The sequence below is a fragment of the Luteibacter sp. KNZ12-1A genome, from assembly GCF_056755675.1.
In genome coordinates, this window is record NZ_JBPGXU010000067.1 from 1 (window position 1) to 21,041 (window position 21,041).

22 protein-coding genes are annotated in these 21,041 nt (G+C 66.7%); 15 read left to right on the plus strand and 7 right to left on the minus strand.

Annotated elements, in window-relative coordinates; translation table 11 throughout:
• Positions 1-189 precede the first annotated feature (189 nt).
• Complete coding sequence (locus ACR9ZJ_RS13400) at positions 190-1,266, plus strand: AsmA family protein (RefSeq protein WP_481288027.1); 1,077 nt, start codon at positions 190-192, stop codon at positions 1,264-1,266.
• A gap of 67 nt (positions 1,267-1,333) precedes the next feature.
• Positions 1,334-2,713, plus strand: a complete 1,380-nt coding sequence (glmU, locus tag ACR9ZJ_RS13405) for a bifunctional UDP-N-acetylglucosamine diphosphorylase/glucosamine-1-phosphate N-acetyltransferase GlmU (protein WP_481288028.1) — start codon at positions 1,334-1,336, stop codon at positions 2,711-2,713.
• 87 nt (positions 2,714-2,800) lie between these two features.
• Here the strand turns inward: glmU and ACR9ZJ_RS13410 are convergent, their stop codons facing one another.
• Positions 2,801-3,769 (minus strand): chorismate transformation FkbO/Hyg5 family protein, encoded by a 969-nt coding sequence (locus ACR9ZJ_RS13410; protein ID WP_481281826.1) that lies wholly within the window; start codon positions 3,767-3,769, stop codon positions 2,801-2,803.
• A gap of 199 nt (positions 3,770-3,968) precedes the next feature.
• On the opposite strand from ACR9ZJ_RS13410, the gene ACR9ZJ_RS13415 reads away from it, so the two are divergent.
• From ACR9ZJ_RS13415 to ACR9ZJ_RS13440, 6 genes are all read left to right on the plus strand, one after another.
• Entirely contained in the window at positions 3,969-4,241 is a 273-nt protein-coding gene (locus tag ACR9ZJ_RS13415; protein WP_481281825.1) for a phosphopantetheine-binding protein, read from the plus strand.
• A gap of 106 nt (positions 4,242-4,347) precedes the next feature.
• Positions 4,348-4,662, plus strand: coding sequence for an ApeI family dehydratase (locus tag ACR9ZJ_RS13420; protein ID WP_481288029.1), 315 nt, complete (start codon positions 4,348-4,350; stop codon positions 4,660-4,662).
• A complete protein-coding gene (locus ACR9ZJ_RS13425; protein ID WP_481288030.1) occupies positions 4,659-5,606 on the plus strand; it encodes an LpxL/LpxP family acyltransferase in 948 nt (315 codons plus the stop codon). The genes ACR9ZJ_RS13420 and ACR9ZJ_RS13425 overlap by 4 nt, the downstream gene beginning before the upstream one ends.
• Complete coding sequence (locus tag ACR9ZJ_RS13430) at positions 5,530-6,174, plus strand: LolA-related protein (protein WP_481281822.1); 645 nt, start codon at positions 5,530-5,532, stop codon at positions 6,172-6,174. The genes ACR9ZJ_RS13425 and ACR9ZJ_RS13430 overlap by 77 nt, the downstream gene beginning before the upstream one ends.
• Positions 6,156-8,495, plus strand: coding sequence for an MMPL family transporter (locus ACR9ZJ_RS13435; protein WP_481288031.1), 2,340 nt, complete (start codon positions 6,156-6,158; stop codon positions 8,493-8,495). The genes ACR9ZJ_RS13430 and ACR9ZJ_RS13435 overlap by 19 nt, the downstream gene beginning before the upstream one ends.
• On the plus strand, positions 8,470-8,904 hold the full coding sequence (locus ACR9ZJ_RS13440; RefSeq protein ID WP_481288032.1) for a hotdog family protein: 435 nt from the start codon (positions 8,470-8,472) through the stop codon (positions 8,902-8,904). Before ACR9ZJ_RS13435 ends, ACR9ZJ_RS13440 begins: the two co-directional genes overlap by 26 nt.
• Before the next feature lie 115 nt (positions 8,905-9,019).
• On the opposite strand, the gene ACR9ZJ_RS13445 is transcribed toward ACR9ZJ_RS13440, so the two are convergent.
• The 4 genes from ACR9ZJ_RS13445 to ACR9ZJ_RS13460 are packed head-to-tail and all read right to left on the minus strand — an operon-like array spanning position 9,020 to position 13,411.
• Positions 9,020-10,615 carry an NAD(P)/FAD-dependent oxidoreductase gene (locus tag ACR9ZJ_RS13445; RefSeq protein ID WP_481288033.1) on the minus strand — a complete coding sequence of 532 codons (1,596 nt, stop codon included), beginning with the start codon at positions 10,613-10,615 and terminating at the stop codon, positions 9,020-9,022.
• Positions 10,616-10,644: 29 nt separating this feature from the next.
• On the minus strand, positions 10,645-11,415 hold the full coding sequence (locus tag ACR9ZJ_RS13450; protein ID WP_481281818.1) for a glycosyltransferase family 2 protein: 771 nt from the start codon (positions 11,413-11,415) through the stop codon (positions 10,645-10,647).
• The gene (locus tag ACR9ZJ_RS13455) at positions 11,412-12,212 is read right to left on the minus strand and encodes a beta-ketoacyl synthase chain length factor (protein ID WP_481288034.1); all 801 of its coding nucleotides are present in this window, start codon (positions 12,210-12,212) and stop codon (positions 11,412-11,414) included. Before ACR9ZJ_RS13455 ends, ACR9ZJ_RS13450 begins: the two co-directional genes overlap by 4 nt.
• The gene (locus tag ACR9ZJ_RS13460; RefSeq protein ID WP_481281816.1) at positions 12,209-13,411 is read right to left on the minus strand and encodes a beta-ketoacyl-[acyl-carrier-protein] synthase family protein; all 1,203 of its coding nucleotides are present in this window, start codon (positions 13,409-13,411) and stop codon (positions 12,209-12,211) included. The genes ACR9ZJ_RS13455 and ACR9ZJ_RS13460 overlap by 4 nt, the downstream gene beginning before the upstream one ends.
• A gap of 114 nt (positions 13,412-13,525) precedes the next feature.
• On the opposite strand from ACR9ZJ_RS13460, the gene ACR9ZJ_RS13465 reads away from it, so the two are divergent.
• Both ACR9ZJ_RS13465 and hemF read left to right on the plus strand, forming a co-directional pair.
• Complete coding sequence (locus ACR9ZJ_RS13465) at positions 13,526-14,236, plus strand: ElyC/SanA/YdcF family protein (RefSeq protein ID WP_481288035.1); 711 nt, start codon at positions 13,526-13,528, stop codon at positions 14,234-14,236.
• A gap of 96 nt (positions 14,237-14,332) precedes the next feature.
• The gene (gene hemF, locus ACR9ZJ_RS13470; RefSeq protein ID WP_481288036.1) at positions 14,333-15,235 is read left to right on the plus strand and encodes an oxygen-dependent coproporphyrinogen oxidase; all 903 of its coding nucleotides are present in this window, start codon (positions 14,333-14,335) and stop codon (positions 15,233-15,235) included.
• A gap of 7 nt (positions 15,236-15,242) precedes the next feature.
• Here the strand turns inward: hemF and ACR9ZJ_RS13475 are convergent, their stop codons facing one another.
• Positions 15,243-15,893 (minus strand): DUF4097 family beta strand repeat-containing protein, encoded by a 651-nt coding sequence (locus ACR9ZJ_RS13475; protein ID WP_481288037.1) that lies wholly within the window; start codon positions 15,891-15,893, stop codon positions 15,243-15,245.
• Positions 15,894-16,056: 163 nt separating this feature from the next.
• Between ACR9ZJ_RS13475 and gpmA the strand changes: the two genes are divergently transcribed.
• Together gpmA and ACR9ZJ_RS13485 are read left to right on the plus strand one after the other, a co-directional pair.
• A complete protein-coding gene (gene gpmA / locus ACR9ZJ_RS13480; RefSeq protein WP_306848183.1) occupies positions 16,057-16,791 on the plus strand; it encodes a 2,3-diphosphoglycerate-dependent phosphoglycerate mutase in 735 nt (244 codons plus the stop codon).
• 127 nt (positions 16,792-16,918) lie between these two features.
• The gene (locus ACR9ZJ_RS13485; RefSeq protein WP_481288038.1) at positions 16,919-17,449 is read left to right on the plus strand and encodes a CcdC protein domain-containing protein; all 531 of its coding nucleotides are present in this window, start codon (positions 16,919-16,921) and stop codon (positions 17,447-17,449) included.
• Positions 17,450-17,471: 22 nt separating this feature from the next.
• Here ACR9ZJ_RS13485 and glnK read toward each other — a convergent pair whose 3' ends face one another.
• Positions 17,472-17,810: a P-II family nitrogen regulator gene (gene glnK, locus ACR9ZJ_RS13490; protein WP_371023665.1), complete on the minus strand. Its 339-nt coding sequence runs from the start codon at positions 17,808-17,810 to the stop codon at positions 17,472-17,474.
• A 179-nt stretch (positions 17,811-17,989) separates the two neighbouring features.
• On the opposite strand from glnK, the gene ubiK reads away from it, so the two are divergent.
• The 3 genes from ubiK (at position 17,990) to ACR9ZJ_RS13505 (ending at position 20,545) form a co-directional block, all read left to right on the plus strand.
• Complete coding sequence (ubiK, locus tag ACR9ZJ_RS13495) at positions 17,990-18,241, plus strand: ubiquinone biosynthesis accessory factor UbiK (protein WP_306849494.1); 252 nt, start codon at positions 17,990-17,992, stop codon at positions 18,239-18,241.
• A 173-nt stretch (positions 18,242-18,414) separates the two neighbouring features.
• Positions 18,415-19,914 carry a YifB family Mg chelatase-like AAA ATPase gene (locus ACR9ZJ_RS13500; RefSeq protein WP_481288039.1) on the plus strand — a complete coding sequence of 500 codons (1,500 nt, stop codon included), beginning with the start codon at positions 18,415-18,417 and terminating at the stop codon, positions 19,912-19,914.
• 181 nt (positions 19,915-20,095) lie between these two features.
• On the plus strand, positions 20,096-20,545 hold the full coding sequence (locus ACR9ZJ_RS13505; protein ID WP_481288040.1) for a hypothetical protein: 450 nt from the start codon (positions 20,096-20,098) through the stop codon (positions 20,543-20,545).
• The last annotated feature ends 496 nt before the right edge of the window (positions 20,546-21,041 follow it).

The window sequence follows — 21,041 nt, forward strand, 5'->3', positions numbered from 1 at the left end:
GGTCACGGCAAGCACCCATCGCCGACAGGGTCGGCTCCCACCAGAACTCGCGAGCTCCCACCAGAGCTTGCGGCTCCACCGGAGCTTGCGGCCCACCAGAGCCCGCGACCCCCACCAGGCCCGGCGGTCTTCATCCGAAAATGACTACGGCGGCGCAAGACTCGGTGGTCACGTCACCCTGGCCGCACCATGCGCATCCACTACCGTCGCAGCCTCTGGATCATCGGCATAGCCGCCGTCGTGCTCATCGCGGCGCGGCTCGCCTTGCCGTACGCGGTACTCGACTATCTCAACGGCCGCCTGTCCCGCATGGGCGCGTACTCGGGGCACATATCCGACATCGATATCCATCTCTGGCGTGGTGCCTACTCCATCGACAGGTTGACCGTCACCAAGGTGGATGGGAAGGTGCCGGTGCCCCTGTTCGATACGGTGCGCGCGGACATCTCGCTCAGTTGGCGAGCGATCGCCAAAGGCCGTATCCGCGGAAAGATCGATTTCCACGAGCCCGTCGTGAACTTCGTCGACGGTCGTGGCGAGGGCGATACCCAGACGGGCAAGGGCGTGGACTGGAGGGCGCAGCTGCGTGCCCTGGTGCCGACGCAACTCGATGAGGTGAACGTGTTCGACGGCACGATCACCTTCCGCAACTTCGTTTCGAGTCCGAAGGTGGACCTGAAGATGACCGACGTCAACGGGACGGCGACGAACCTGACGAACGTGGAGCGCGAAGGAGGATCGCGCGTGGCGCACCTGCACGCCACGGCGAAGGTGCTCGGAGACGCGCCCCTGGAAACACGGGCGGAGTTCGACCCGCTGGAGCGGCTAGGCGATTTCCGCTACGAGTTGAGCATCCGCGACATCAAGCTGGTGAAAGCGAACGATCTTGCCCGCGCCTACACCGGGCTCGATTTCGCGGGAGGCGAGGGTGATTTCTTCATGGAGTTGCAGGCCAGGGGCCGCCAGCTGAGCGGATACGCCAAGCCCTTGTTCCACGGCTTGCAGATATTCAGCTGGAAGCAGGACGTCGAACAGGACAAGAAGAACCCGCTCAAGCTCGCTTACGAAGCAGTCGCCGAAGGCGTCACCAAGATCTTCAAGAACCAGTCCAGGGACCAGTTCGCCACCCGTGTTCCCATCTCCGGAACCATCGACGACAAGGACGTTTCCGCCATCGAGGCGATCCTCGGCATCCTGCGGAATGCCTTCGTCGAGGCGTACAAGCCGAACCTCGAGCACCTGACCGAGCGGCCGAAAGACGACTAGCCGACTTGGCACGGCGGCGTAAACGCGCGAAAGTGCGGCCCTCCCTCACCGGCAGGCAAGCGTGCCCATGACCGTCAAGCCACTCCATGTCCTGATCCTCGCCGCGGGCGAGGGCAAGCGGATGAAGTCCGCGACCGCCAAGGTGCTCATGCCGCTCGCCGGGCGGCCCTTGCTGGCCCACGTGCTCGATGCAGCCCGTGCGTTGGACCCCGCGGGGATACATGTGGTGTACGGCCATCACGGGCAGCAGGTGCGCGATGCCTTCGCCAGCGACACGTCGCTGGCGTGGATCGAACAGCGCGAACGCCTGGGAACGGGCCACGCCGTGCGCACCGCGCTGGAAGCCATGCAGGTGGCAGGCAAGCTCGAAGGCCGCGTACTCGTCCTTTACGGCGACGTGCCGCTCATTCGCACCGAAACGCTGGCAGCGCTCGTGGCCGCCGATGACGGCCTGGCCATGCTGGCGACCCGTCTGGCCGATCCACGGGGCTACGGACGCGTGGTGCTCGATGCCACGGGCAAGGTCCGTCACATCGTCGAGGAAAAGGATGCGAGCGCGGCGCAGCGCGCCATCGACCTGGTGAACACGGGTATCGTCGCCGCCGATGCGACACGCCTGCTCGCGTGGACGCGGCGGCTTGGCAACGGCAATGCGCAGGGCGAGTACTACCTCACCGATATCTTCGAAATGGCCGCCGCTGAAAACACGCCGGCGGCCTGCGTGGATTGCGACGCGGTCGAGGCCTCCGGCGCGAACGATCCCTGGCAGTTGGCTGGCCTGGAGGCCCTTTATCGCGAGCGGAGCGCACGCGCGCTGGCGCTGGCGGGCGCCAGGCTCGCCGATCCTTCGCGACTGGATGTGCGCGGCAAGGTCAGCGTCGGCCGGGATGTCGAAGTGGACGTCAACGTCATCTTCGAGGGAGACGTGGAACTGGGCGACGACGTGCGCATCGGTCCCTTCACCCGCGTGCGCAACGCGAAGCTCGCCGCCGGTACCGTCGTCCTCGCCCACTGCGACCTCGATGGCGTGGTGACGCACGGGCCATGCACGATCGGCCCCTTCGCGCGCCTGCGCCCGGGGACGGATCTCGCCGCCGGCGTGCACATCGGCAATTTCGTCGAGACGAAGAACGCGCGGATCGCCGAGGGTTCCAAGGCGAACCACCTGAGTTACCTCGGCGATACCGTGATAGGCAGCAAGGTGAACATCGGCGCCGGCACCATCACCTGCAACTACGATGGCATGAACAAGAGCCGCACCACGATCGAGGACAATGTCTTCGTCGGCTCGAACAGCGCCCTGGTGGCGCCCGTGACGTTGCACGCGGGGGCGACCATCGGCGCGGGGTCGGTCATTACCAAGGACGCCCCGCCGGACGCGCTGACCCTGTCACGTGCACGCCAGAGCACGATCGAGGGCTGGCACCGGCCGACGAAGAAGGGCTAGGGCGTCGCCGACAGGGTCGGCTCCCACCAGGGCATTCCGGACCTTCCGAGAAGCCGGGCTTGGTGGGAGCCGACCCTGTCGGCGATATCAGCCGCGATAGCGCCAGCCGTCGATTTCCACCAGCAACTCCGCGCGGCAGACATCGCCGTGCACGAGTAACAGCGGAGCGCCCGGCAGGTGTTTCGCCGCGAAGCCGCGCACGGTCTCCTCGTCCTCGGGGCGTCGCACATATATCTTCAGTGGCGCCGACGGCCCGAATCCATGCGGCATGCCACTGGTGTCCAGCAGCGTTTCCAGGTTGCGCAGCGTCTCGGCCAGTTGCGCATCGATGTCGCCGGCATGCGCCGAGGCATGGCCGACGACCGCCGCCGTACCCGAGATGGCGAGCACGTCGTTCGCCGGCAGTAGCGTGGCCCGCGCGAAGCTCGGCGGAGTACGGCCGTACTGGCGCGGGTAACGCCATGCGCTCACCTGGCGGGGATTTTCCACACGGGTGCCGGGCCGGTCCGTCGCCAGGAGATAGACCTGCAACAACGCCGTGTCGGCGTGGTGCCCGATCGCCGTGGCGGCAGGGTAGCCCTGGGCGAAGATGTCGCCCATGCCGCCGATCCTTCCGGTGCAAAAGTGCTTGTAGCGTTCGTCGTCGCCGCTGCCCGCGTTGATCGCCCCGAGGTAATTCCATATCCGCTGGACATGCCGTTCGTCGGCCGTGGCCACGAAATGCGACAGCAAGCCATAGGCATAGCGTGCAGCGCCCTCGGGACCGCCGTGCTCGTCCTCGCGGCACTCCACCGCGGCGAACAGCCAACCACCTCCACGCGACCAGCGCAGGTCGCCCTGGCGGCCGCAATCGACGTCGCCGTCCACCTCCCACACCTCGGCCGGCGCATCGCCCAGGGGCTCCAGTGCCACGCGCAGCCAACGCGGGTCGTCGTGAACCGGGGCCGCGGCGCCGAAGCCGAAAGCGGCCAACGTGGAGGGCGAGAGGGCACCCGCCGGGGGCCGGTAGCCCACCCGTGGGGAGGGCGGGGCCGAGAGCGGATTCCGCTCTCGCATTTCACTTCCTGGGAGCATCGGGTCTTCCGTCCTGCGCGTTCGGAGCATGATATCGCCCCCGCGTCGGCGGGAAACGTGAACGCGGGTTGGATTCATCAGCCTGAACGCCGTCCTAAGCGTCGCCAAAGACCCCTGTGTTAAACTTCGCGGCCGCTGCCATCCGGGGGGAGGCAGGAACATCCAGGACCTGGAAACACCAATGGCAACGCAGACCGCAGCACAGCACGAACTCGCCGAACTCATCGTCACCAGCCTCAATCTCGAATCGGTGCGACCCGCCGACATCGATCCCGAGGCGCCCTTGTTCGGCGGCGAGCTGGGCCTGGATTCCATCGACGCGCTCGAAATCGCCCTGGCAGTCTCCAAGCGCTACGGGTTCCAGCTGAAATCCGACAATCCGGACAACCGGACGATCTTCACGAGCCTTCGCACGCTGTCAGAGCATATCGAGCAGCACCGCGCCGCGGCCTGACCGTCGTTCAGGTCGCACTTGCCCAGGGCATGCTTTGCTTCGCCCTGGACGGCCGGGCGAGAACCGCTATCGCCGGCATGGCCCCGATCGTGCTCCGGAGATACCGATGACCGATCCGACCGATATCGCACCCCGCGTGCGCCCGCTGCGTTTCGATGCGGCACACCCCAGCTTCGCCGGTCATTTCCCGGGCCGGCCGATCGTCGCCGGCGTGCTGCTGCTCGAGGCCGTGGCGATGTCGTTGCGTGAATGGCGCGGGCTCGTCGTGCGCCAGGTGATCGATGCCAAGTTCCTCGCGCCGCTCCTGCCCGGCGAGGATGCCGAGATCGAACTCGTCACGCTGGACGCCGCCCGCTTCCGCTTCACGATCCGCCGGGCGACGGAGACCCTGGCGCGAGGCACGGTCGAGGGCATGGCATGAGCCACTGGAAGCAACGCGAAGGCGGCGGCCTGTTCGCCATCTGGCTGATCCGCACGATCGCGTTGAAGCTCGGTCGGGGCGTGGCCCGCATGCTGCTCTACCCGATCGCCCTGTACTTCTTCCTGCGCCGTGCCGACGAGCGCGCCGCGTCGCGCTCCTACCTGTCGCGCGTGCTGGAACGTCCCATCACCGGCTACGACGTCTTCCGCCATATCCACATGTTCGCCGCGACCTTGCTGGACCGCATGTTCTTCCTGGCCCGTGGCGAACGCGATTTCGTCGTCGACGTGGAAGGCCTGGCCGAACTCGACCGTTGCATCGACGGGGGCCGCGGCGTGCTGTTGATCGGCTCGCACCAGGGCAGCTTCGAAGCCCTGCGCGCGCTCGGCGCACGCCGGCCGGACGTGCCGCTGCGCGTCGTGCTCGACAAGCAGAAGACCCCGGCGCTCACCACCATGCTCGAGGCGCTGGCGCCGGATGTCGGCGCGGCCGTGATCGACGCTTCCCGCGGCGGTGCTTCCGTCGCGCTGGCGATGGCCGAAGGGGCCGCCCAGGGTGGCATGGTCGCGCTGCTCGCCGATCGCGGACACCAGGGCGAGTCGAGTTGCCGCGTGCCCTTCCTCGGCACGCCCGCGCCGTTCCCCGTGGGGCCGTGGCTGCTCGCGTCCGCGCTGAAGGTTCCCGTGGTGCTGTGCATGGGCATCTATCTGGGCGGCAACCATTATCGACTGATCTTCGAGTCGTTCTCGGACGGCATCGACATTCCCCGCGCGCAACGCGCGGTCGCCCTCGAAGCCGTCGTGGCCCGCTATGCGGCGCGCGTAGAGCACTATGCTCGCCTGTATCCCTTCAACTGGTTCAATTTCTATGACTTCTGGCAAGAAACTGGCCCTGCTGACGAGCCTGCTGCTGCCGCTCACCTGCCTCGCCACTCCGACGCCTGACACGGACGCCGCGAAGGCGCTGGTCGCGAGCCTCAACCGGCCCGCACCCGCACGCACCTCGTTCGCCGAGGCGCGCTTCATGCGTGTGCTCGACAAGCCCCTGGTGGTATCGGGCGAACTGGCCTGGCTCGGCGGCGATCGCCTGGAGCGCCGCGTCGACACGCCGATGAAGGAAACCTCGACGATCGCCGACGGTGAGGTCACCCAGGAACGCGAAGGCAAGAAGCCGCGCAGCTTCTCGCTGAAGCGCGCGCCGCAGCTCAAGGTATTGCTCGACAGCTTCGTGGCGTTGCTCGCCGGCGATCCCTCGCGGTTGGGCGAGTCCTTCGAAATCGCGCTGGGCCGCGATGCCGACCGCTGGCAACTGACGCTCACGCCACGCGATCCGCGGATCGCGAAGCAGATCGCCGCCATCCATGTGTACGGCAGCGGCAACGTGCCGCGTTGCATGCGCATGGACGAGAGCGACGGCGATACCTCGATCGACCTGCTCGGCGAACTCGCCGCGAAGATGCCTGCCGAACCGACCCGCGAAGGACTCATCGCGCAGTGCGGCGGCGCGATGTGAAGGGCGCGCGCCTCGGCATCCTCGTCGCCTGGCTCGCCGCGCTCGCCGTCCTGGGCGCGGTCGTCGCCACGCAACTGAAGGTGGGCACGGACCTGCGCAGCTTCATGCCCGCACCGACGACGCCGGACCAGAAGCTGCTCATGGACCAGGTGGGCGAAGGCCCCGGTTCGCGCCTGCTTCTCGTCGCGATCGACGGCGGCGACGATGTCACCAAGGCCACGTTGAGCCGGGGCCTGGCCGCCGCCCTGCGCAAGGATCCCGCCTTCACCCAGGTGGTCAACGGCGACTTCGATCTCGGCATGCTCGACACCCGCTTGATGCCTTACCGGTTCCTGCTGTCGCCGACACTCGACACGCAGGCGCTGGACGAGGACTATCTCGCCGACCAGCTGCAACAGCGCCTGGAGGACCTGGGCTCGCCCGCGGCCACGCTGCTCAAGGGTTTGTTGCCGCGCGATCCCACCCTGGAAACCCTCAAGCTCGCCGAGCGCTGGACCCCGGCGCGCTCACCCGAGGTGCGCGAAGGCGTCTGGTTCTCTTCCCGCGATGAGGCGCTGCTGCTGGCGCAGACGCGTGGCGCGGGCTTCGATCCCGGCGCCCAGGACGAGGCGATCGGACGCCTTCGCGCCGCCTTTGCGGCATTGCCGGACAACGCCGGCTCGCATCTGACGATCAGTGGGCCGGGGTACTTCACGGTGGTGGTCAATGCGCAGACGCGCGACCAGGCCGACTGGATCGGCCGCATTTCCACCATCGGCTTCATCGTCCTGATGCTCGCCGCCTACCGCAGCGTGAGCAGCCTTCTTTTCGGCGCGTTGCCCGTGGCGACGGGCGCGCTCGCCGGCATCGCCGTGATGACCTTGTGCTTCGCCGAAGTGCACGGGATCACGCTGGCGTTCGGTTTCACCTTGCTCGGCGTCGCGCAGGAATACCCCATCCGCCTGCTCAGCCACCGTCGCGCGGGCGAGTCGGCCGTGGCGAGCGTGCGAGGCCTGTGGCCGCTCCTGCTGACCGCCATCGCCTCGGCGTGCATCGCCTATCTCGCGTTCTACGCTTCCGGCGTGGGCGGCCTGAAACAACTCGCCGTGTTCACCATCACGGGCCTGTTGGCCGCGGGATTCACCACCCGTTATGCGCTGCCCTACCTCTTGCCCGAGCGCGCACGCGACGTGGCCGATACGCCGGGGCTGGCCCGCTTCCGTGGCTGGCTCGATGGCTTGCCACGCCCGCGGTGGCTGCCGATTCCCGTGGCGGCGGCCGCGGTGGCGATGCTCGCGCTCGCCCCCGGCCCGTTCTGGCAGAACGACCTGTCGGCGCTGACACCCCTGCCGCGCGACCTGCTGATGACCGACGCGCGCCTGCGCGGCGAACTGGGCGCGCCGGACGTGCGTTACCTGCTGGTCGTGCAGGCCCCCACGGCCGATGGCGTGCTCGCGGCGTCGGCGAAGCTCGAGCCGCGCCTGCGCGAACAGGTGGCGGCGAAGACGCTCGATGGCTTCGAGTTGCCCTCGATCTACCTGCCCGACCTGGCGACGCAGCGTGCGCGCCAGGCGAAGTTGCCGGACCGGGCGACGCTGGACGCGGCGCTGGATGGCGCGCTCGACGGCATGCCGTTCCGCAAGGACCTCTTCGCGCCCTTCGTGGACGACGTGGAAACGGCGCGTGGCGCGCCCTTGCTCACGCCGGACGTGTTCGCCCGCTCGCCCCTCGGACAGCGGCTCGCGGCGATGCTGGTGCCGCGCGGCGACCATTGGGTGGGTCTGTCCGCGTTGAGCGGCGTGCACGACGCGTCGGCCATCGCCACGGCCGTGGCATCGGCTGGCGTGAACGCGCGCCTGCTCGATCTCAAGCACGCATCCGAATCGCTGGTGGCGGAATACCGCACGCGGATCCTGCACGCGCTGCTCGCGGCGACGCTGCTGCTGCTCGTCACGATAACCCTCGCACTGCGCAGCGTACGGCGCGCATGGCACGTGCTGGCGCCCATGACGCTGGCCACCTTCCTCGTCCTGGCCGTGGAACGCATGGCGGGCATCCCGATATCGCTGTTCCACCTCGTGGCCCTGATCCTCGCCGCCGGCCTTGGCCTGCACTATGCGTTGTTCTTCGAACGCGACACGGGCGATCCCGCCGAGCAACGGCGTACCCTGCACGCGACCGTGGTGTGCGTGATCTCCGCCTTGCTCGTGTTCGGCATGCTCGCGTGGTCGTCGATCCCCGTGTTGCGCGCCATCGGCCTCACGGTATCGCTTGGCGTCGCCTTCCATTTCTGTCTCTCCATCCTGATGGCACCGCATGCTCGCCAAGACCGACTTCATTGACCTGGTGCCCCATGCGGGCGACATGTGCCTGCTCGATGGCGTGCTGGCGTGGGATGCCTCGTCGATCCACGCGATCAGCACGAATCATGTCTCGGTGTCGCATCCGTTGCGGGGCGAGGAGGGGCTGCACGCCGTCCACCTGGCCGAATACGGTGCGCAGGCGATGGCCGTCCACGGCGCGCTGCTGGCGCGCGAACAGGGCGCGACGGAACCCAGGCCGGGCATGCTGGTGAGTCTGCGCGGAGTGAAACTGGCCGTGCGGCGCGTCGACTTGCTGGCGGGCGTGATCGACGTGCACGCCCAGTGCCTGATGGCCGACGAAGGCGGCGCGCAGTACACCTTCCGCATCGAGCACGAGGGGCACGAAATCGCCTCTGGCCGCGCCGCGGTCATTCATCCGGCGGGATGACGGTCGGCCCGGAGGGGCTGCTTGAAAGGGGACTGATGAGGAGCCTGACCGCTACCCTCCGGGCCGACCAGGAGAGTCTGCGCGGCATCCGTCTCACGGATCGCGACAGGTAACCTCAGGCGACGCGGGCGAACAGTTCCATGGGCGCGTCTCGCACAGCGAGCAGGTGCTCGTTGCCCTCCCTGAGCGATGGATGATCCACCGCGGCCCGTTCGACGATGCTCGCCGCCAGCGAACGCATCATGCGAACGTTCTCGCGCAACCGGTAGGCGAGGGTTTCGTCGTCGAGGGTGTCGTGCAACGTCGCGTTCATCGTGGCGAACCAGGTCAGGTCGCGCTGGTCCATCATGACCTTTCGGTTGCGACCTTCGGACACGGCGTGCCAGCGCTGGAAGAACGCCTGCATCTCGGTGTTGAGGTCGGCCGATGCCATCAGCTCGGGCCCCATGCGGGTGATGAACGCCGCGTCGCCCAGGCGTTCCTGGAAGACGATCTGGCAAAGCACGCCCCAGTAATAGGCGTAGTCCCAGATGACCTTGATCGGCAGTACTTCCGGGTCGCCGAACAGGTTGTACTGCCCCCGATACATCCGCAGCGTGCCTTCGTAGAACGAGAAGAACAGCCGCTCGTAGTGACGCGCGTGCGCGTTCAGCGTCTCACCTTCGCGGTCCAGGCCGACCAGCAGCGTGATGTATGTATTGGCGATCGCGATGAAGTCGCTGCCGGGCGAGTAGAACGGATCGAGGAACGCACCGGCCTCGCCCGTGAGGCCCCAACGATCGGGCGAGAACATCCTCGCGCACCCGTACGAAAAATGCCGGAAGAAGGCGAAGTCGAGCAGCTTGTCGCGCCGGTTGGCCACGTGCCGGGCGACGACGGGCTGGTGCTCCTGGAGCCACGCCAGGGCAAGGTCGAAGGTCTTCATCGTTTCCAGCGGATGCATCGACGCGTCCGCCACGATACCCACCGAATGGGCGCCTGACGACAAGGGAATCAGCCACACCCAATAGCCGGGTCCGCACAGGTGGTTCGTCGAGCGCCAGCGCTCGGGCGGCTCGCAGCGGCCCCTCCACGCAGCGTCGTCGCACCAGCCGTCGATCTCGAGCCTGTCGTCGATGCGGAACCACACGGCGTTGGCGTGATGGCCGTTATCGCGGGTGAGGTCCAGCTTGCGACGCATCAGCCCGGCACGGCCCGAGGCATCGAGCAGCCAGCGCGCCTGCAAGTCGCCGGTGCCGGTGGCCGTCTCGAAACGAATGGCATGCGGCCGGGTGCCGGCACCGATATCGAAGCCTCTGACCGTGACGCCCTCGCGGAAGTCGATGCCGCGGCGGCAAGCCTCTTCGCCGAGGAAGTTCTCCAGTATGCCGCGGTCGATCTGGTAACTCGGCGTCGGCAGGACGGCACTCACGCCCAGTTCGGTCACGTCGGCGAGATCGTCCCGCCCTTCGGAAAAGAAGAAGCGGAAGCCGAACTTGCGGATATGCGCATCCTCGAGATGCGCGCGCAGCCCCAGCGTATCCGCGAAGTAGTGCGCGGCGATCTCGACGGTGGACTCGCCCACCTTGTGGGCCGCCACGGGCAGCGGACGAGCCTGCCGCTCAAGCACGACGATATCCATGTCGGGATAGGCGCCCTTCAATTGCAGGGCCAGGGTGAGCCCGGCAAGGCCCCCTCCAAGGATGACGGCGTCGTGTGGCTTGCGATCCATCGTTTCGACCTCGTGCGTGGCTGCCCGAATCAATATGCCGTGTGCCCTGCTTCCCGGTCCTGGATGATCGTCGGCTTCGCGCGTGAGCGGCGATAGCTGGCGACGGCGTTTCCGTAGTGGATGATCCGGCCGACCGTATAAAACGTGATCCGGCTCACGTCGCGTACCGGGCTGAAGTGGCTCAGCCGGAATTCCCCCTGGTAACGCGAAGCGATAGGCACCGAGACCACGCCTATGCCGCGTTCACGGCAGGCGGTGATGAGGACGGCGGCCTCGAAGACGAAGTGTTCCGCGGGCAGGTCGACGAGGTCCAGCGTCTCTCTTGGATACAGCCGCTGTCCACTCTGCGTATCCGCGATCGCCCGTCCGCAGGCCCAGGAAATGCCCCAGTCCGCCACGGCGTTGGCGCGGCGCCGCCCCGGCGGTTGTTGTTCGCGTTGCAGCAGGCGTGCACCGATGACGATGCTTCCGGGGTAGCGGCGGCTCGCGGCGAGCATGGCGGGAATGTCGGAGGCGAGATGCTGGCCGTCGCCGTCCATGGTGACCACGGCGTCGTAGCCGTGGCGAAGGGCTTCGCGAAAGCCGGTGCGCAAGGCTTCGCCCTTGCCACGGCGTGTCTCGTGACGGAGCAGGGTCACTGGCATCGCGCCGACGATGTCGGGCGTGCGGTCGTCGGAGCCGTCGTCGACGACGATCACGGGGAGCCCCAGTTCGAGCGCCTCGCCGACGACCCTGCCGATGGCGCGCTCTTCGTTGAGACACGGAATCAGGATGCAGCAGCGAGGTTCGGTGGAGTTCACGCGGCAACCTCCACGTCGATATGGAGATCGAGTCCGTTCGCGGCCGGTAAGCGCAAGGCGGTGGATCGGGTCAGCGCGAGGGCGCGCATGAGAGGGATGGCGCGCGCCGACGGGTTGCTCGCCGCGATGCCATCCAGCCATGGGTCGCCCATGGCCTCGCTACCGCTGTTGCCGGGCTCGGGCGTGATGTCGAGCCGTACCGCGGCACCGTCCGCCCGTGGCGACAGTACGAGTGCCGCCGCGAACGGACCCGTGGTGCTGGTCATGCCGCCGAGGGGACCGGTGCCTGCGATGTCGTAGCTGGCCAGCAACACGTCCCGGCCATCGGCCACGGCCAGCGTGGCTGCTTCGAGCAGGCCGGCACCGAAGACGTCTTCGCCACCCGATATCGCGCTGGAACTGGCGTGGCAGTGCGTGGCGATGGTCCAGTAACCGGCGGGCGCGTTGTGCACGGAATTGTGGAAGCGTGTGGGTGAAAGTTCCGCGGGCGCACGGGCCAGCGTCTCGCACATGTAGTCGGTGATGACCTGGTCGCCGTGGGCGGAAGCGAATACGCAGGGCAGGGTGGCCGCGTCGAGGCCACTCATGCGTACCGCCTGTCCGGCCACGGCCACGGCCAGCAACACGCTTTCCGGTGCACGGCGACGCTCGTTCGGTGGAAGGGTGTCGGCCATCGGCCGGTCGGTGGCACCGGGGGTTGCGCCGCCGGTGACGATTTCGCGGAACGCGTGCCAGTCCACCGCGCCCGGTGCCCACAGGCCGATGCCCTTCACCCAGACCGATAGCGCGGCGCTCATGCGGCGTGTCCTGCGCGGGCGAAGGCGAGGCAGGCGTTGTTGCCGCCGAACCCGAAGGAATTGCTCAGTGCGATGCGGATGTCCCTCGCCTCGGGCCGCCATGCCATCTGCGGTCCGCATAGCGGGTCCGGCTCGTTCGCGCCGAGGTTGCCCGGGACACGTCCGTCGCGCATCGCGAGCAAGGTAAGCACCGTCTCGAGGATGCCGGCGGCGCCCAGCGTGTGGCCGGTGAAGCCCTTGGTGGAACTGGCCCGCGTCCGGGTGGGGAAGGTACGCGCGATGAGCGCGGCCTCGACTTCGTCGTTCTTCTGGCTCGCGGTGCCGTGCAGGTTGATGTAGTCCACATCGCCCGGCGCGATGCCTGCGCGGGCCAGCGCATCGCGCAGCGCCAGTTCGGCGCCGAGGCCTTCCGGATGCGGCGTGGACATGTGGTGTGCGTCGCTGGCTTCGCCATAACCGATCAGGAGCGGTGCATCGTTCGGTTCGGTCACCCGTTCCAGGATGGCGAAACCGGCGGCTTCGCCGATCGAGATGCCGTCGCGCCGCGCATCGAACGGTCGGCAGGGATCGGGCGATACCAGCTCCAGCGAGTTGAAGCCGAACAGCACGCTATCGCACAGGCTGTCGGTACCGCCGACGATGGCGGCGTCGACGAGGCCCAGCCGGATCATCCGTTCCGCGTTGGCGAACACTTTCGCGCTCGACGAACAGGCGGTGGCGACGGTGAGGCATGGCCCCTCCAGCTCGAACGCGGCGGCGACGAAACCAGCGAGCGAATGGGGTGTATGCAACACCGGGCGATGCAGGTCGGCAGGCATGCGTCCATGGTCCAGGCGCCGGTAACCTTCCTCCGTGGCGCCGATGCTCGCGGTGGACGTGCCCAGCAAGACGGCGACCCGGCCACTGCCGTAGCGCTCGCGCGTGGCGCGCACGGCGTCGGCGAAACCGTCCTGGCGGAGAGCCAGCCAGGCCAGCCGGTTGTTGCGGCAATCCCAGTCGGACAATCCGGCGGGAAGCGGCTCTTCCTCCACGCCGGCAACGCGGCCTATCCAGCAGTCGAGCGGGGCGACACTGAAGTTGTTGGGCGACAGGCCGCCGCGTGAGGCGGCGAGGGCATCGGCGTGGGCCCGGAGGCCGCGGCCGAGGGCGGAGGTGGCGGTGTACGCGCGGATGGCGAGAGGAGGCATGGGATGGGGCATGCGGCGAGCCTATCCTTTTTGATCGACAGCGTCGCGTGAACGTGGACGGGCGTTCAGCCGATTGCACGGCGCGCCTGGAATACGCAGACTGCGCGTCTCCCCGGGATCGTCCCCATGTCCGGTATCCAAGCACCCAAAATCCTGCGCCGCGGTGTCTGGCGGTACCTGAGCGATCGCGACATCCTCATCGCGGCGCTGGTGACCGCGGTCGTTTTCGTCGGCAGCCTCGGCCTGCTGTACGCCGCGCACCTGGCGCGTGTCTGCTGGCTGGCCGGCCGCAGCCCGGCACGGGTGGCGGAGCGCAGGACCATGCTCGTTTTCGGCCGCCGCCTCGTCGACGACCGGCTGGAAACCGATTTCATCCAACGCCTCGCACGGGTGCGGGAACATGCGCTGGACGGGAAGGCTGAACGCGTGCTCCTGCTCGGCGGTTTCAGCGGTGGAACGATGAGCGAGGCGGACGCCGGTGAACGCTGGTTGTTGGCCGAAGGATGGCCGTCGACCGTGCCGATGCTGCTGGAACAGGTCTCCATCGATTCCCTGGAGAACCTGCGCCACGCACGGGTGTTGTTGCGCGAGCGCGACGATGTTTCCCTGCCTCGGGTCTGGTTGGTCACGAGCCGTTATCACCTCGCCCGTTGCCTCTATCTCGCCCGTCGCCTGGGCTTCGACGCCGGGCCTCTCGCGGCGGAAGAACGCTTGCCGCTGAGCCGGCGTTATGTCGCGAGGATCCTGATGGAGGCGGGCTACCTCATGTGGATCGATACGGGCATGCGCTGGGCCGCCTTGACCGGCAACCGGCGGATGGCCGGACGCATCTCCTGATGCGTCGGTTCCACGCGGCGGCGTGCCGCAGCTGGCTCGCCGTCGCGTCTTGCTAAGCTCCGCTACATTCCCCACTCGTAAGAGGCCACGCCTTCCATGTCCGGACAAGCCGACCTTGCCGAATCGTTCCTGCGCGGCCTGCAGGACCGCATCTGTGCCGCCATCGAAGCGGTCGACGGGACGGCTCGCTTCGAGGAAGACGCGTGGACGCGTCCCGCCGGCGGCGGTGGGCGCACGCGCGTGCTGCGCGATGGTGGCGTCTTCGAGCAAGCGGGCGTCAATTTCTCACGGGTATCCGGATCGCCCCTGCCTCCCAGCGCCACGGCGCACCGGCCGGACCTCGTCGGCGGCAGTTTCATCGCCACCGGCGTGTCGCTGGTCTTGCATCCGCGCAACCCGTATGTCCCCACCACCCACGCGAACGTGCGCTATTTCGAAGCCTCCAAGGAAGGCGCCGAGCCCGTCTGGTGGTTCGGCGGCGGATTCGACCTCACGCCGTTCTACCCGTTCGACGAGGACGTGCGCCATTGGCATGGCGTGGCGAAAAGCCTCTGTGAGCCGTATGGCGACGACGTGTACGCGCGCTACAAGCGTTGGTGCGACGAGTATTTCTACCTGAAGCACCGGGGCGAGACGCGCGGCGTCGGCGGGCTGTTCTACGACGACCTCAACGAGGGTGGTTTCGAACGCTGCATGGACTTCACCCGCGACGTCGGCGACGGTTTCCTCGATGCCTACCTGCCCATCGTGGAGCGCCGCCGCGGCATGCCCTGGGGCGAACGCGAACGCGAGTTCCAGCTGTATCGACGCGGCCGCTATGTGGAATTCAATCTCGTCTACGACCGCGGCACGCTGTTCGGCCTCCAATCCGGCGGACGCACCGAATCGATCCTGATGAGCCTGCCGCCGCGCGTGCGCTTCGAGTACGCCTACACGCCGGAAGCGGATACCCCTGAAGCGCGGCTGCAGGAATACCTGAAACCGCGCGACTGGATTTGAGGGACGATTACGGCGCGCTGCCCGAGAACTTCCTCGCCGTGGCACCTTCGATCTTGCCGACCGTCGCGGAATCGCTGACGTAGAGGTCGACGTCGCGTTCGAAGGTGAGCGAGCCCTGCACGACGGCACGCGGGCCGATCACGATCTTCGGCTTGCGGTCATTGTTGTTGAACCAGCTCATCGAAGGCTTCTTCACGAGCAGGCCGCCCTCGACCCTGGAGCCTTCGCCGATGGTGACATCGGCGTTGACGGTCTCGATGCCGCCACCCACGTGCGCCTGGTCCAGCGAGATCTCGCCATTGACGTTCGACAGGCGGCCCTTGATGTCGGCGCCGCGATCGAGCCGCACCCGGCCGTTCACGGTCTCCACTTCGTCGCTGACCTTCGCCTGCTCGTGCAGCGTGACGGCGCCGTTGACCGTCTTCAGGACGGTGGCCGTGGCGGACTCGCCCAGTTCGACCGCGCCATTGACGGTGCTGGCCTTTTGTACGACCGCGCGGTCGCCGATGCGGACCGAGCCGTTGACCGAATGGACGTCCCCGGCGTGCTGGCCCGCCTCGACCGTGGCGCTGCCATTGACCTTGCTGATGTCGTCGTCGGCCAGGGCCGCGCCGGAAACGGAAAGTGCGATGAGCAGGGAAAGCAGGGTGCGGCGCATGTGTGTGGTACTCCACGGGTGGACTGGACCCCTAGGATGCACCTGAACCGGGGAAGGTTTAGCGTGACTGACGGCACGGGGGGCGTGGCGGGCACCCTGTGAAGTTGACGGGTCCCGGTGCAGGTTCCACCATCGGATTTTTCCTCTCCCTACGTTGGATGCCATGTACAAGCTCGTCATGATCCGCCACGGCCAGTCGGCCTGGAACCTCGAGAACCGCTTCAGCGGCTGGGCCGATGTCGACCTCAGCGAACAGGGCGTCGCCGAGGCTCGCGAAGCCGGGCGCCTGCTCAAGGAAGCCGGCTTCACCTTCGACCTGGCCCACACCTCCTACCTCAAGCGCGCGGTGCGTACGCTCTGGCACGTGCAGGACGAGATGGACCTGATGTGGATCCCGGTGGTCACCGACTGGCGGCTCAACGAACGCCACTACGGTGCACTGACCGGCCTCAACAAGGCCGAGACCGCCGCCAAGTACGGCAACGAGCAAGTGCATATCTGGCGCCGCAGCTACGACACCCCGCCGCCGCCGCTGGAACCGGGCGCGAAGTCCTTCGCCGACGATGGCCGTTACGAGGGCATCGATGTGCCGTTGACGGAATGCCTGAAGGACACGGTGGCCCGCGTGCTGCCTTATTGGGACGAGGTGCTGGCGCCAGCCATCCGCGCGGGCAACAACGTGTTGATGGCTGCGCACGGCAATTCCATGCGCGCATTGGTGAAGTATTTCGACGGGATATCCGACGATGATATCGCCGAACTGAACATTCCCAACGGCATCCCCCTGGTCTACGAATTCGACGCCGACCTCAAGCCCGTGAATCACTACTACCTGGGCGACCAGGCGGAGATCGAGGCCAAGATGGCCGCCGTGGCGAACCAGGGCAAGGCCAGGTAAGACGTCGGCCGGGCCCCAGAGGAAATAGAGGGTGACATCCGTCACCCTCGATGGGTCACAACCGCCCCTCGAACCAAAACGGCGGCTCGCTAACCTAGCCTCACACCGACCAACCGAGGCCCACGCCATGCTGGCTCCATCCGCCATTCCCTTGATCGTCGCCCCGCTGATGGCCTTCGCCGTCTACCGTCGTGTCCGTGGCAGCTTCGGCAGGCAGCCGATCCGCACGAAGCGGATGACCGTCCGGGTCGTGATGTTCGCCGTCATCGTGGGCCTGATGATGCTCTCCGGCCTGCAGGATATCCGCCTCGCCGAGGGCGCATTGGGTGGGGCGGCGATCGGGGCCTGCCTGGCTCTCCTGGTGGGCCTGCGCCTGACCCGGTTCGAGCAAGGCACCGACGGTACCGACTTCTACATACCCAACCCCTGGGTTGGCGGCGCGTTGTCGGCCCTGCTGCTCGGGCGGCTGGCCTGGCGTTTCCTGGTCCTCGCCCCCGCGTTCGCCAGCGGCAGCACCGCCGCCGTGCAGGGTCCGGCCCCCGGAAACAGCCCGCTGACGATGCTGGTGGTGGGCCTGACCGTGGGCTATTACCTCGCCTACTACGCTGGCGTGCTGATCCATCACCGTCGCTACAAGCGGCAGTGGCAGGCGGCCTGACGCCGCCTGCGGGCGCCCTCGGTCAGAGGGCGTCGTTGTCCAGTTCGCCGGTGCGGATCCGTACCACCTGGTCCAGCGGGCTGACGAAGATCTTGCCGTCGCCGATCTTGCCCGTCCGCGCCGCCTGCTGGATCGCTTCGACCACCCGCTCGATCTGCTCGTCGGCCACGGCGACCTCCAGTTTGATCTTGGGCAGGAAGTCCACCACGTACTCAGCGCCTCGGTAGAGTTCGGTATGGCCTTTCTGCCGGCCGAAACCCTTCACTTCCGTCACCGTCACGCCCTGGACGCCCACATCGGCGAGGGCCTCGCGGACGTCGTCCAGCTTGAACGGCTTGATGATGGCGACCACCAGCTTCATGTATCACTCCTCGGGGCGCGGCCGGCCGCCGGCGCGCGAAAGGCCATTGTGCCATCCGGGTCCCGGATCGTCTCCATACGGTGGCTTGTAGGAAAAACCCTACACGACGTGTAGGCGTACGCCTATAGCGCCTACAATTCCATCACTTAGAATTCATCCACGACATCGAGGTGCGCAAGATGGATGTGCAGGGTATCGATCAACTCGCACAGCGGTTGGCATCGTTGGTTCCGCCAGGGTTGGCGCAAGCGCGTGAGGACATGCAGGCCAACTTCAAAGACATTCTGGCGCAGGGACTTCGCCGCCTCGATCTCGTAACCCGCGAAGAATTCGATGTTCAGAGCCAGGTACTGGCTCGTACGCGCGAAAGGCTGGAAGCCTTGGAACAACGGCTTGCCGAGCTCGAGGCAAGCACGCAGCACGGCCAATAGGACGGCCACAGGTCCCGGGACCGCCCCCGATCCGTCACCCTCACCCCGAGAGCGGTCGGGGGCGGTTATTTTCCCAGCGAACGCAAGGGAGTGCGTATGCGAACCGGATCCCCTCAGGATCATGAGCGGTCGCGCTCCCACGTGATTCGTTACCGGTTACGATATCCCTCGTCATGAGCCTCGCCGTCACCCTCTCGCGCGCGCAGGAAGGTGTCACGGCGCCGCAGGTGGTCGTCGAAGTCCACCTCTCCGGCGGTTTGCCATCCACCTCGATCGTCGGCCTGCCCGAAGCGGCGGTCCGTGAGGCGCGTGACCGCGTGCGCGTGGCGATCCAGAACACCGCCTTCGAGTACCCCAACCGCCGTATCACGGTGAATCTCGCTCCGGCGGAACTGCCGAAGGACGGCGGCCGCTTCGATCTCGCCATCGCCCTCGGCATCCTTGCCGCCGGGTCCCAGGTGCCGCGCGAGCGTCTCGACGATTGTGAATTCCTGGGCGAGCTTGCCCTTTCCGGCGAACTTCGTGCCGTCCCGGGCATCCTCCCGGCCCTGATCCGCGCCCGCCGCTGCGGCCGCCGCATCGTCGTGCCGCGTGCGAACGCGGCCGAGGCCGCGCTCATCGGGGAGGGAGACGTCCTCCTCGCCGACAGCCTCGCCGAGGTCTGCGCCTGGCTGAGCGGCCGCGCGGACCTCACCGCGCCCGCGGCCGCCGATTTCTACGACATGCCGACCTGCGGTCCGGACATGCGCGATGTGCGTGGCCAGTACCAGGCGCGACGCGCCCTGGAGATCGCCGCCGCCGGCTGTCATCACCTGTTGCTGATCGGCCCACCGGGTACAGGCAAGACCATGCTCGCGGAACGCCTGCCCGGCATCCTCCCTCCGATGACGGAATCCGAAGCGCTGGAAAGCTGCGCCGTCCGGTCGCTGTCCGGTGAGGAGATCGATCCCGGCTGCTGGCGCCGACGCCCGTTCCGTTCGCCGCACCACACCGCATCGGGCGTGGCACTCGTGGGAGGAGGTTCGTCGCCGCGCCCTGGCGAGATATCCCTCGCGCACAATGGAGTGCTGTTCCTCGACGAGCTTCCCGAATTCAGCCGGCACGTCCTGGAGGTCCTGCGGGAGCCGTTGGAATCGGGCCAGATCGTCATTTCACGCGCGGCGCGTCAATCGACTTTCCCCGCGGAGTTCCAACTCGTCGCCGCGATGAATCCCTGTCCCTGCGGCTATGCGGGCGATCCCCTGCACGAATGCCGTTGCACGCCGGACCAGGTGCAGCGCTATCGCGGCCGCATCTCCGGCCCGCTGCTCGATCGCATCGATCTTTGCGTGGAAGTTCCGCGCGTCGCCATCGCCGAACTCTCCTCCGCCCCCGGTCCCCATGATGACGACAGCGCAACGGTGAGACAGCGTGTGATCAAGGCGCGCGAGAAAGCGCTGATGCGTGCCGGCCAACCCAATTCCGAATTGAGCGTGGTCAACCTCGAACGCGACTGCGCACTGCCTTCGGCGGAGCGCGAATGGCTGGAAAGTGCGCTGGATAAACTCGGCGCGTCGGCGCGGGCGTATCACCGCATCTTGCGAGTGGCGCGGACGATCGCGGATATCGAGGGTGGCAGTGGGTGCGTGGAGCAGGCGCATCTGGCGGAAGCGTTGCATTACCGACGGTTCTGATGCGTTCGTCAGCCGGTGACGCGTGTGCATGCGTCACCGGGACGGCTTACGTTTGAATGCCCGATCCTTACCGGGCATCGCGGGCGAGATCCGCTATGGGACCTTCATCGAAGAGACGAGAGTGATCGGGCAGTGAATGCCGGTGTACGGCGTTCTGCGTCTCGTCCCGAGGAGGACTTCGATGGATATGTCGTCGCGATGGACTATAGGCCGAATCGCATGGGCAATGACTATTGCTCTTACGATGGGGTCAATGGCCGCTCACGCGGAAGGTGCACTGGAACATGTACCAGTGGCTGCAACCGCCTCCGCTCCCCCCGCTGCGCCGCCAGAGGAACGTTTCGAACTCGAGCCGATCCTCACCGCTATCGTGCAAGGTCACGTTGCCGCAGAGGACCGGTTGCCAGGGCAACAACCGGTCGTCGTACCGCATGTCTGGTACAGCGATACGGGTGATGTGCTGAATGTCGAACTAGGAAAGGCCTATCTGCCTACCGACTACACGATAACGTTCGAAGAACGGGTGAGTGCCATCACTAGCTTATTGATCACGTACACGCAGCAGCGCACGCCAATCTACAACGTGGATGTATGGTTCGAAGGGAAGGATATATTTTTCTACTTTCCATAAGAGCGAGGTCCGGAGGATCGAATCGTGCAAGGCAACGGGTGCGTCCCCTTCGATGCAACTTACTCGGATGTGACGGTGATGTCCGACTCGACCGCCGCGGCATCAATCACGTTCGCTGGGTTCCCCCGTTTCCCGGTGAGGTTGGAATCCGTTGTTGCGGAATGTCCTTCCGGGGTCATGTGCTGGCCCATTGCTGGTTATTTCAAAGACCCGACCGCATCTCTGACGATGTCGCACAGCTGCCTGGCGAAAGAGCCCTTCACCATGAAATGGAATGTGCGTTTCATCGACGCGGATGGCATTTCTGCCCGAACTACCGCCGTCATGCACTGCAAACCGAAGGCCAAGACTCCCTCGTAGGAGTTAATACTTATTTCATGTACTGGCGGGTTGACAAATAGTGGGGTCGGGCGGAGAATTCTGTACCAGGCGGTTCTCTTAATGGGCTGCCCGCCCCGTCCCGGTGTTGGATACCCCCTGTCTCTTATACACATCT

Excerpts from the sequence above, each read along its gene's own strand:
- ACR9ZJ_RS13400 (WP_481288027.1), top strand. The coding sequence starts at position 190 with ATGCGCATCCACTACCGTCGCAGCCTCTGGATCATCGGCATAGCCGCC.
- glmU (WP_481288028.1), top strand. The coding sequence starts at position 1,334 with ATGACCGTCAAGCCACTCCATGTCCTGATCCTCGCCGCGGGCGAGGGC.
- ACR9ZJ_RS13410 (WP_481281826.1), bottom strand. The coding sequence starts at position 3,769 with ATGCGAGAGCGGAATCCGCTCTCGGCCCCGCCCTCCCCACGGGTGGGC.
- ACR9ZJ_RS13415 (WP_481281825.1), top strand. The coding sequence starts at position 3,969 with ATGGCAACGCAGACCGCAGCACAGCACGAACTCGCCGAACTCATCGTC.
- ACR9ZJ_RS13420 (WP_481288029.1), top strand. The coding sequence starts at position 4,348 with ATGACCGATCCGACCGATATCGCACCCCGCGTGCGCCCGCTGCGTTTC.
- ACR9ZJ_RS13425 (WP_481288030.1), top strand. The coding sequence starts at position 4,659 with ATGAGCCACTGGAAGCAACGCGAAGGCGGCGGCCTGTTCGCCATCTGG.
- ACR9ZJ_RS13430 (WP_481281822.1), top strand. The coding sequence starts at position 5,530 with ATGACTTCTGGCAAGAAACTGGCCCTGCTGACGAGCCTGCTGCTGCCG.
- ACR9ZJ_RS13440 (WP_481288032.1), top strand. The coding sequence starts at position 8,470 with ATGCTCGCCAAGACCGACTTCATTGACCTGGTGCCCCATGCGGGCGAC.
- ACR9ZJ_RS13445 (WP_481288033.1), bottom strand. The coding sequence starts at position 10,615 with ATGGATCGCAAGCCACACGACGCCGTCATCCTTGGAGGGGGCCTTGCC.
- ACR9ZJ_RS13455 (WP_481288034.1), bottom strand. The coding sequence starts at position 12,212 with ATGAGCGCCGCGCTATCGGTCTGGGTGAAGGGCATCGGCCTGTGGGCA.
- ACR9ZJ_RS13460 (WP_481281816.1), bottom strand. The coding sequence starts at position 13,411 with ATGCCCCATCCCATGCCTCCTCTCGCCATCCGCGCGTACACCGCCACC.
- ACR9ZJ_RS13465 (WP_481288035.1), top strand. The coding sequence starts at position 13,526 with ATGTCCGGTATCCAAGCACCCAAAATCCTGCGCCGCGGTGTCTGGCGG.
- hemF (WP_481288036.1), top strand. The coding sequence starts at position 14,333 with ATGTCCGGACAAGCCGACCTTGCCGAATCGTTCCTGCGCGGCCTGCAG.
- ACR9ZJ_RS13475 (WP_481288037.1), bottom strand. The coding sequence starts at position 15,893 with ATGCGCCGCACCCTGCTTTCCCTGCTCATCGCACTTTCCGTTTCCGGC.
- gpmA (WP_306848183.1), top strand. The coding sequence starts at position 16,057 with ATGTACAAGCTCGTCATGATCCGCCACGGCCAGTCGGCCTGGAACCTC.
- ACR9ZJ_RS13485 (WP_481288038.1), top strand. The coding sequence starts at position 16,919 with ATGCTGGCTCCATCCGCCATTCCCTTGATCGTCGCCCCGCTGATGGCC.
- glnK (WP_371023665.1), bottom strand. The coding sequence starts at position 17,810 with ATGAAGCTGGTGGTCGCCATCATCAAGCCGTTCAAGCTGGACGACGTC.
- ubiK (WP_306849494.1), top strand. The coding sequence starts at position 17,990 with ATGGATGTGCAGGGTATCGATCAACTCGCACAGCGGTTGGCATCGTTG.
- ACR9ZJ_RS13500 (WP_481288039.1), top strand. The coding sequence starts at position 18,415 with ATGAGCCTCGCCGTCACCCTCTCGCGCGCGCAGGAAGGTGTCACGGCG.
- ACR9ZJ_RS13505 (WP_481288040.1), top strand. The coding sequence starts at position 20,096 with ATGGATATGTCGTCGCGATGGACTATAGGCCGAATCGCATGGGCAATG.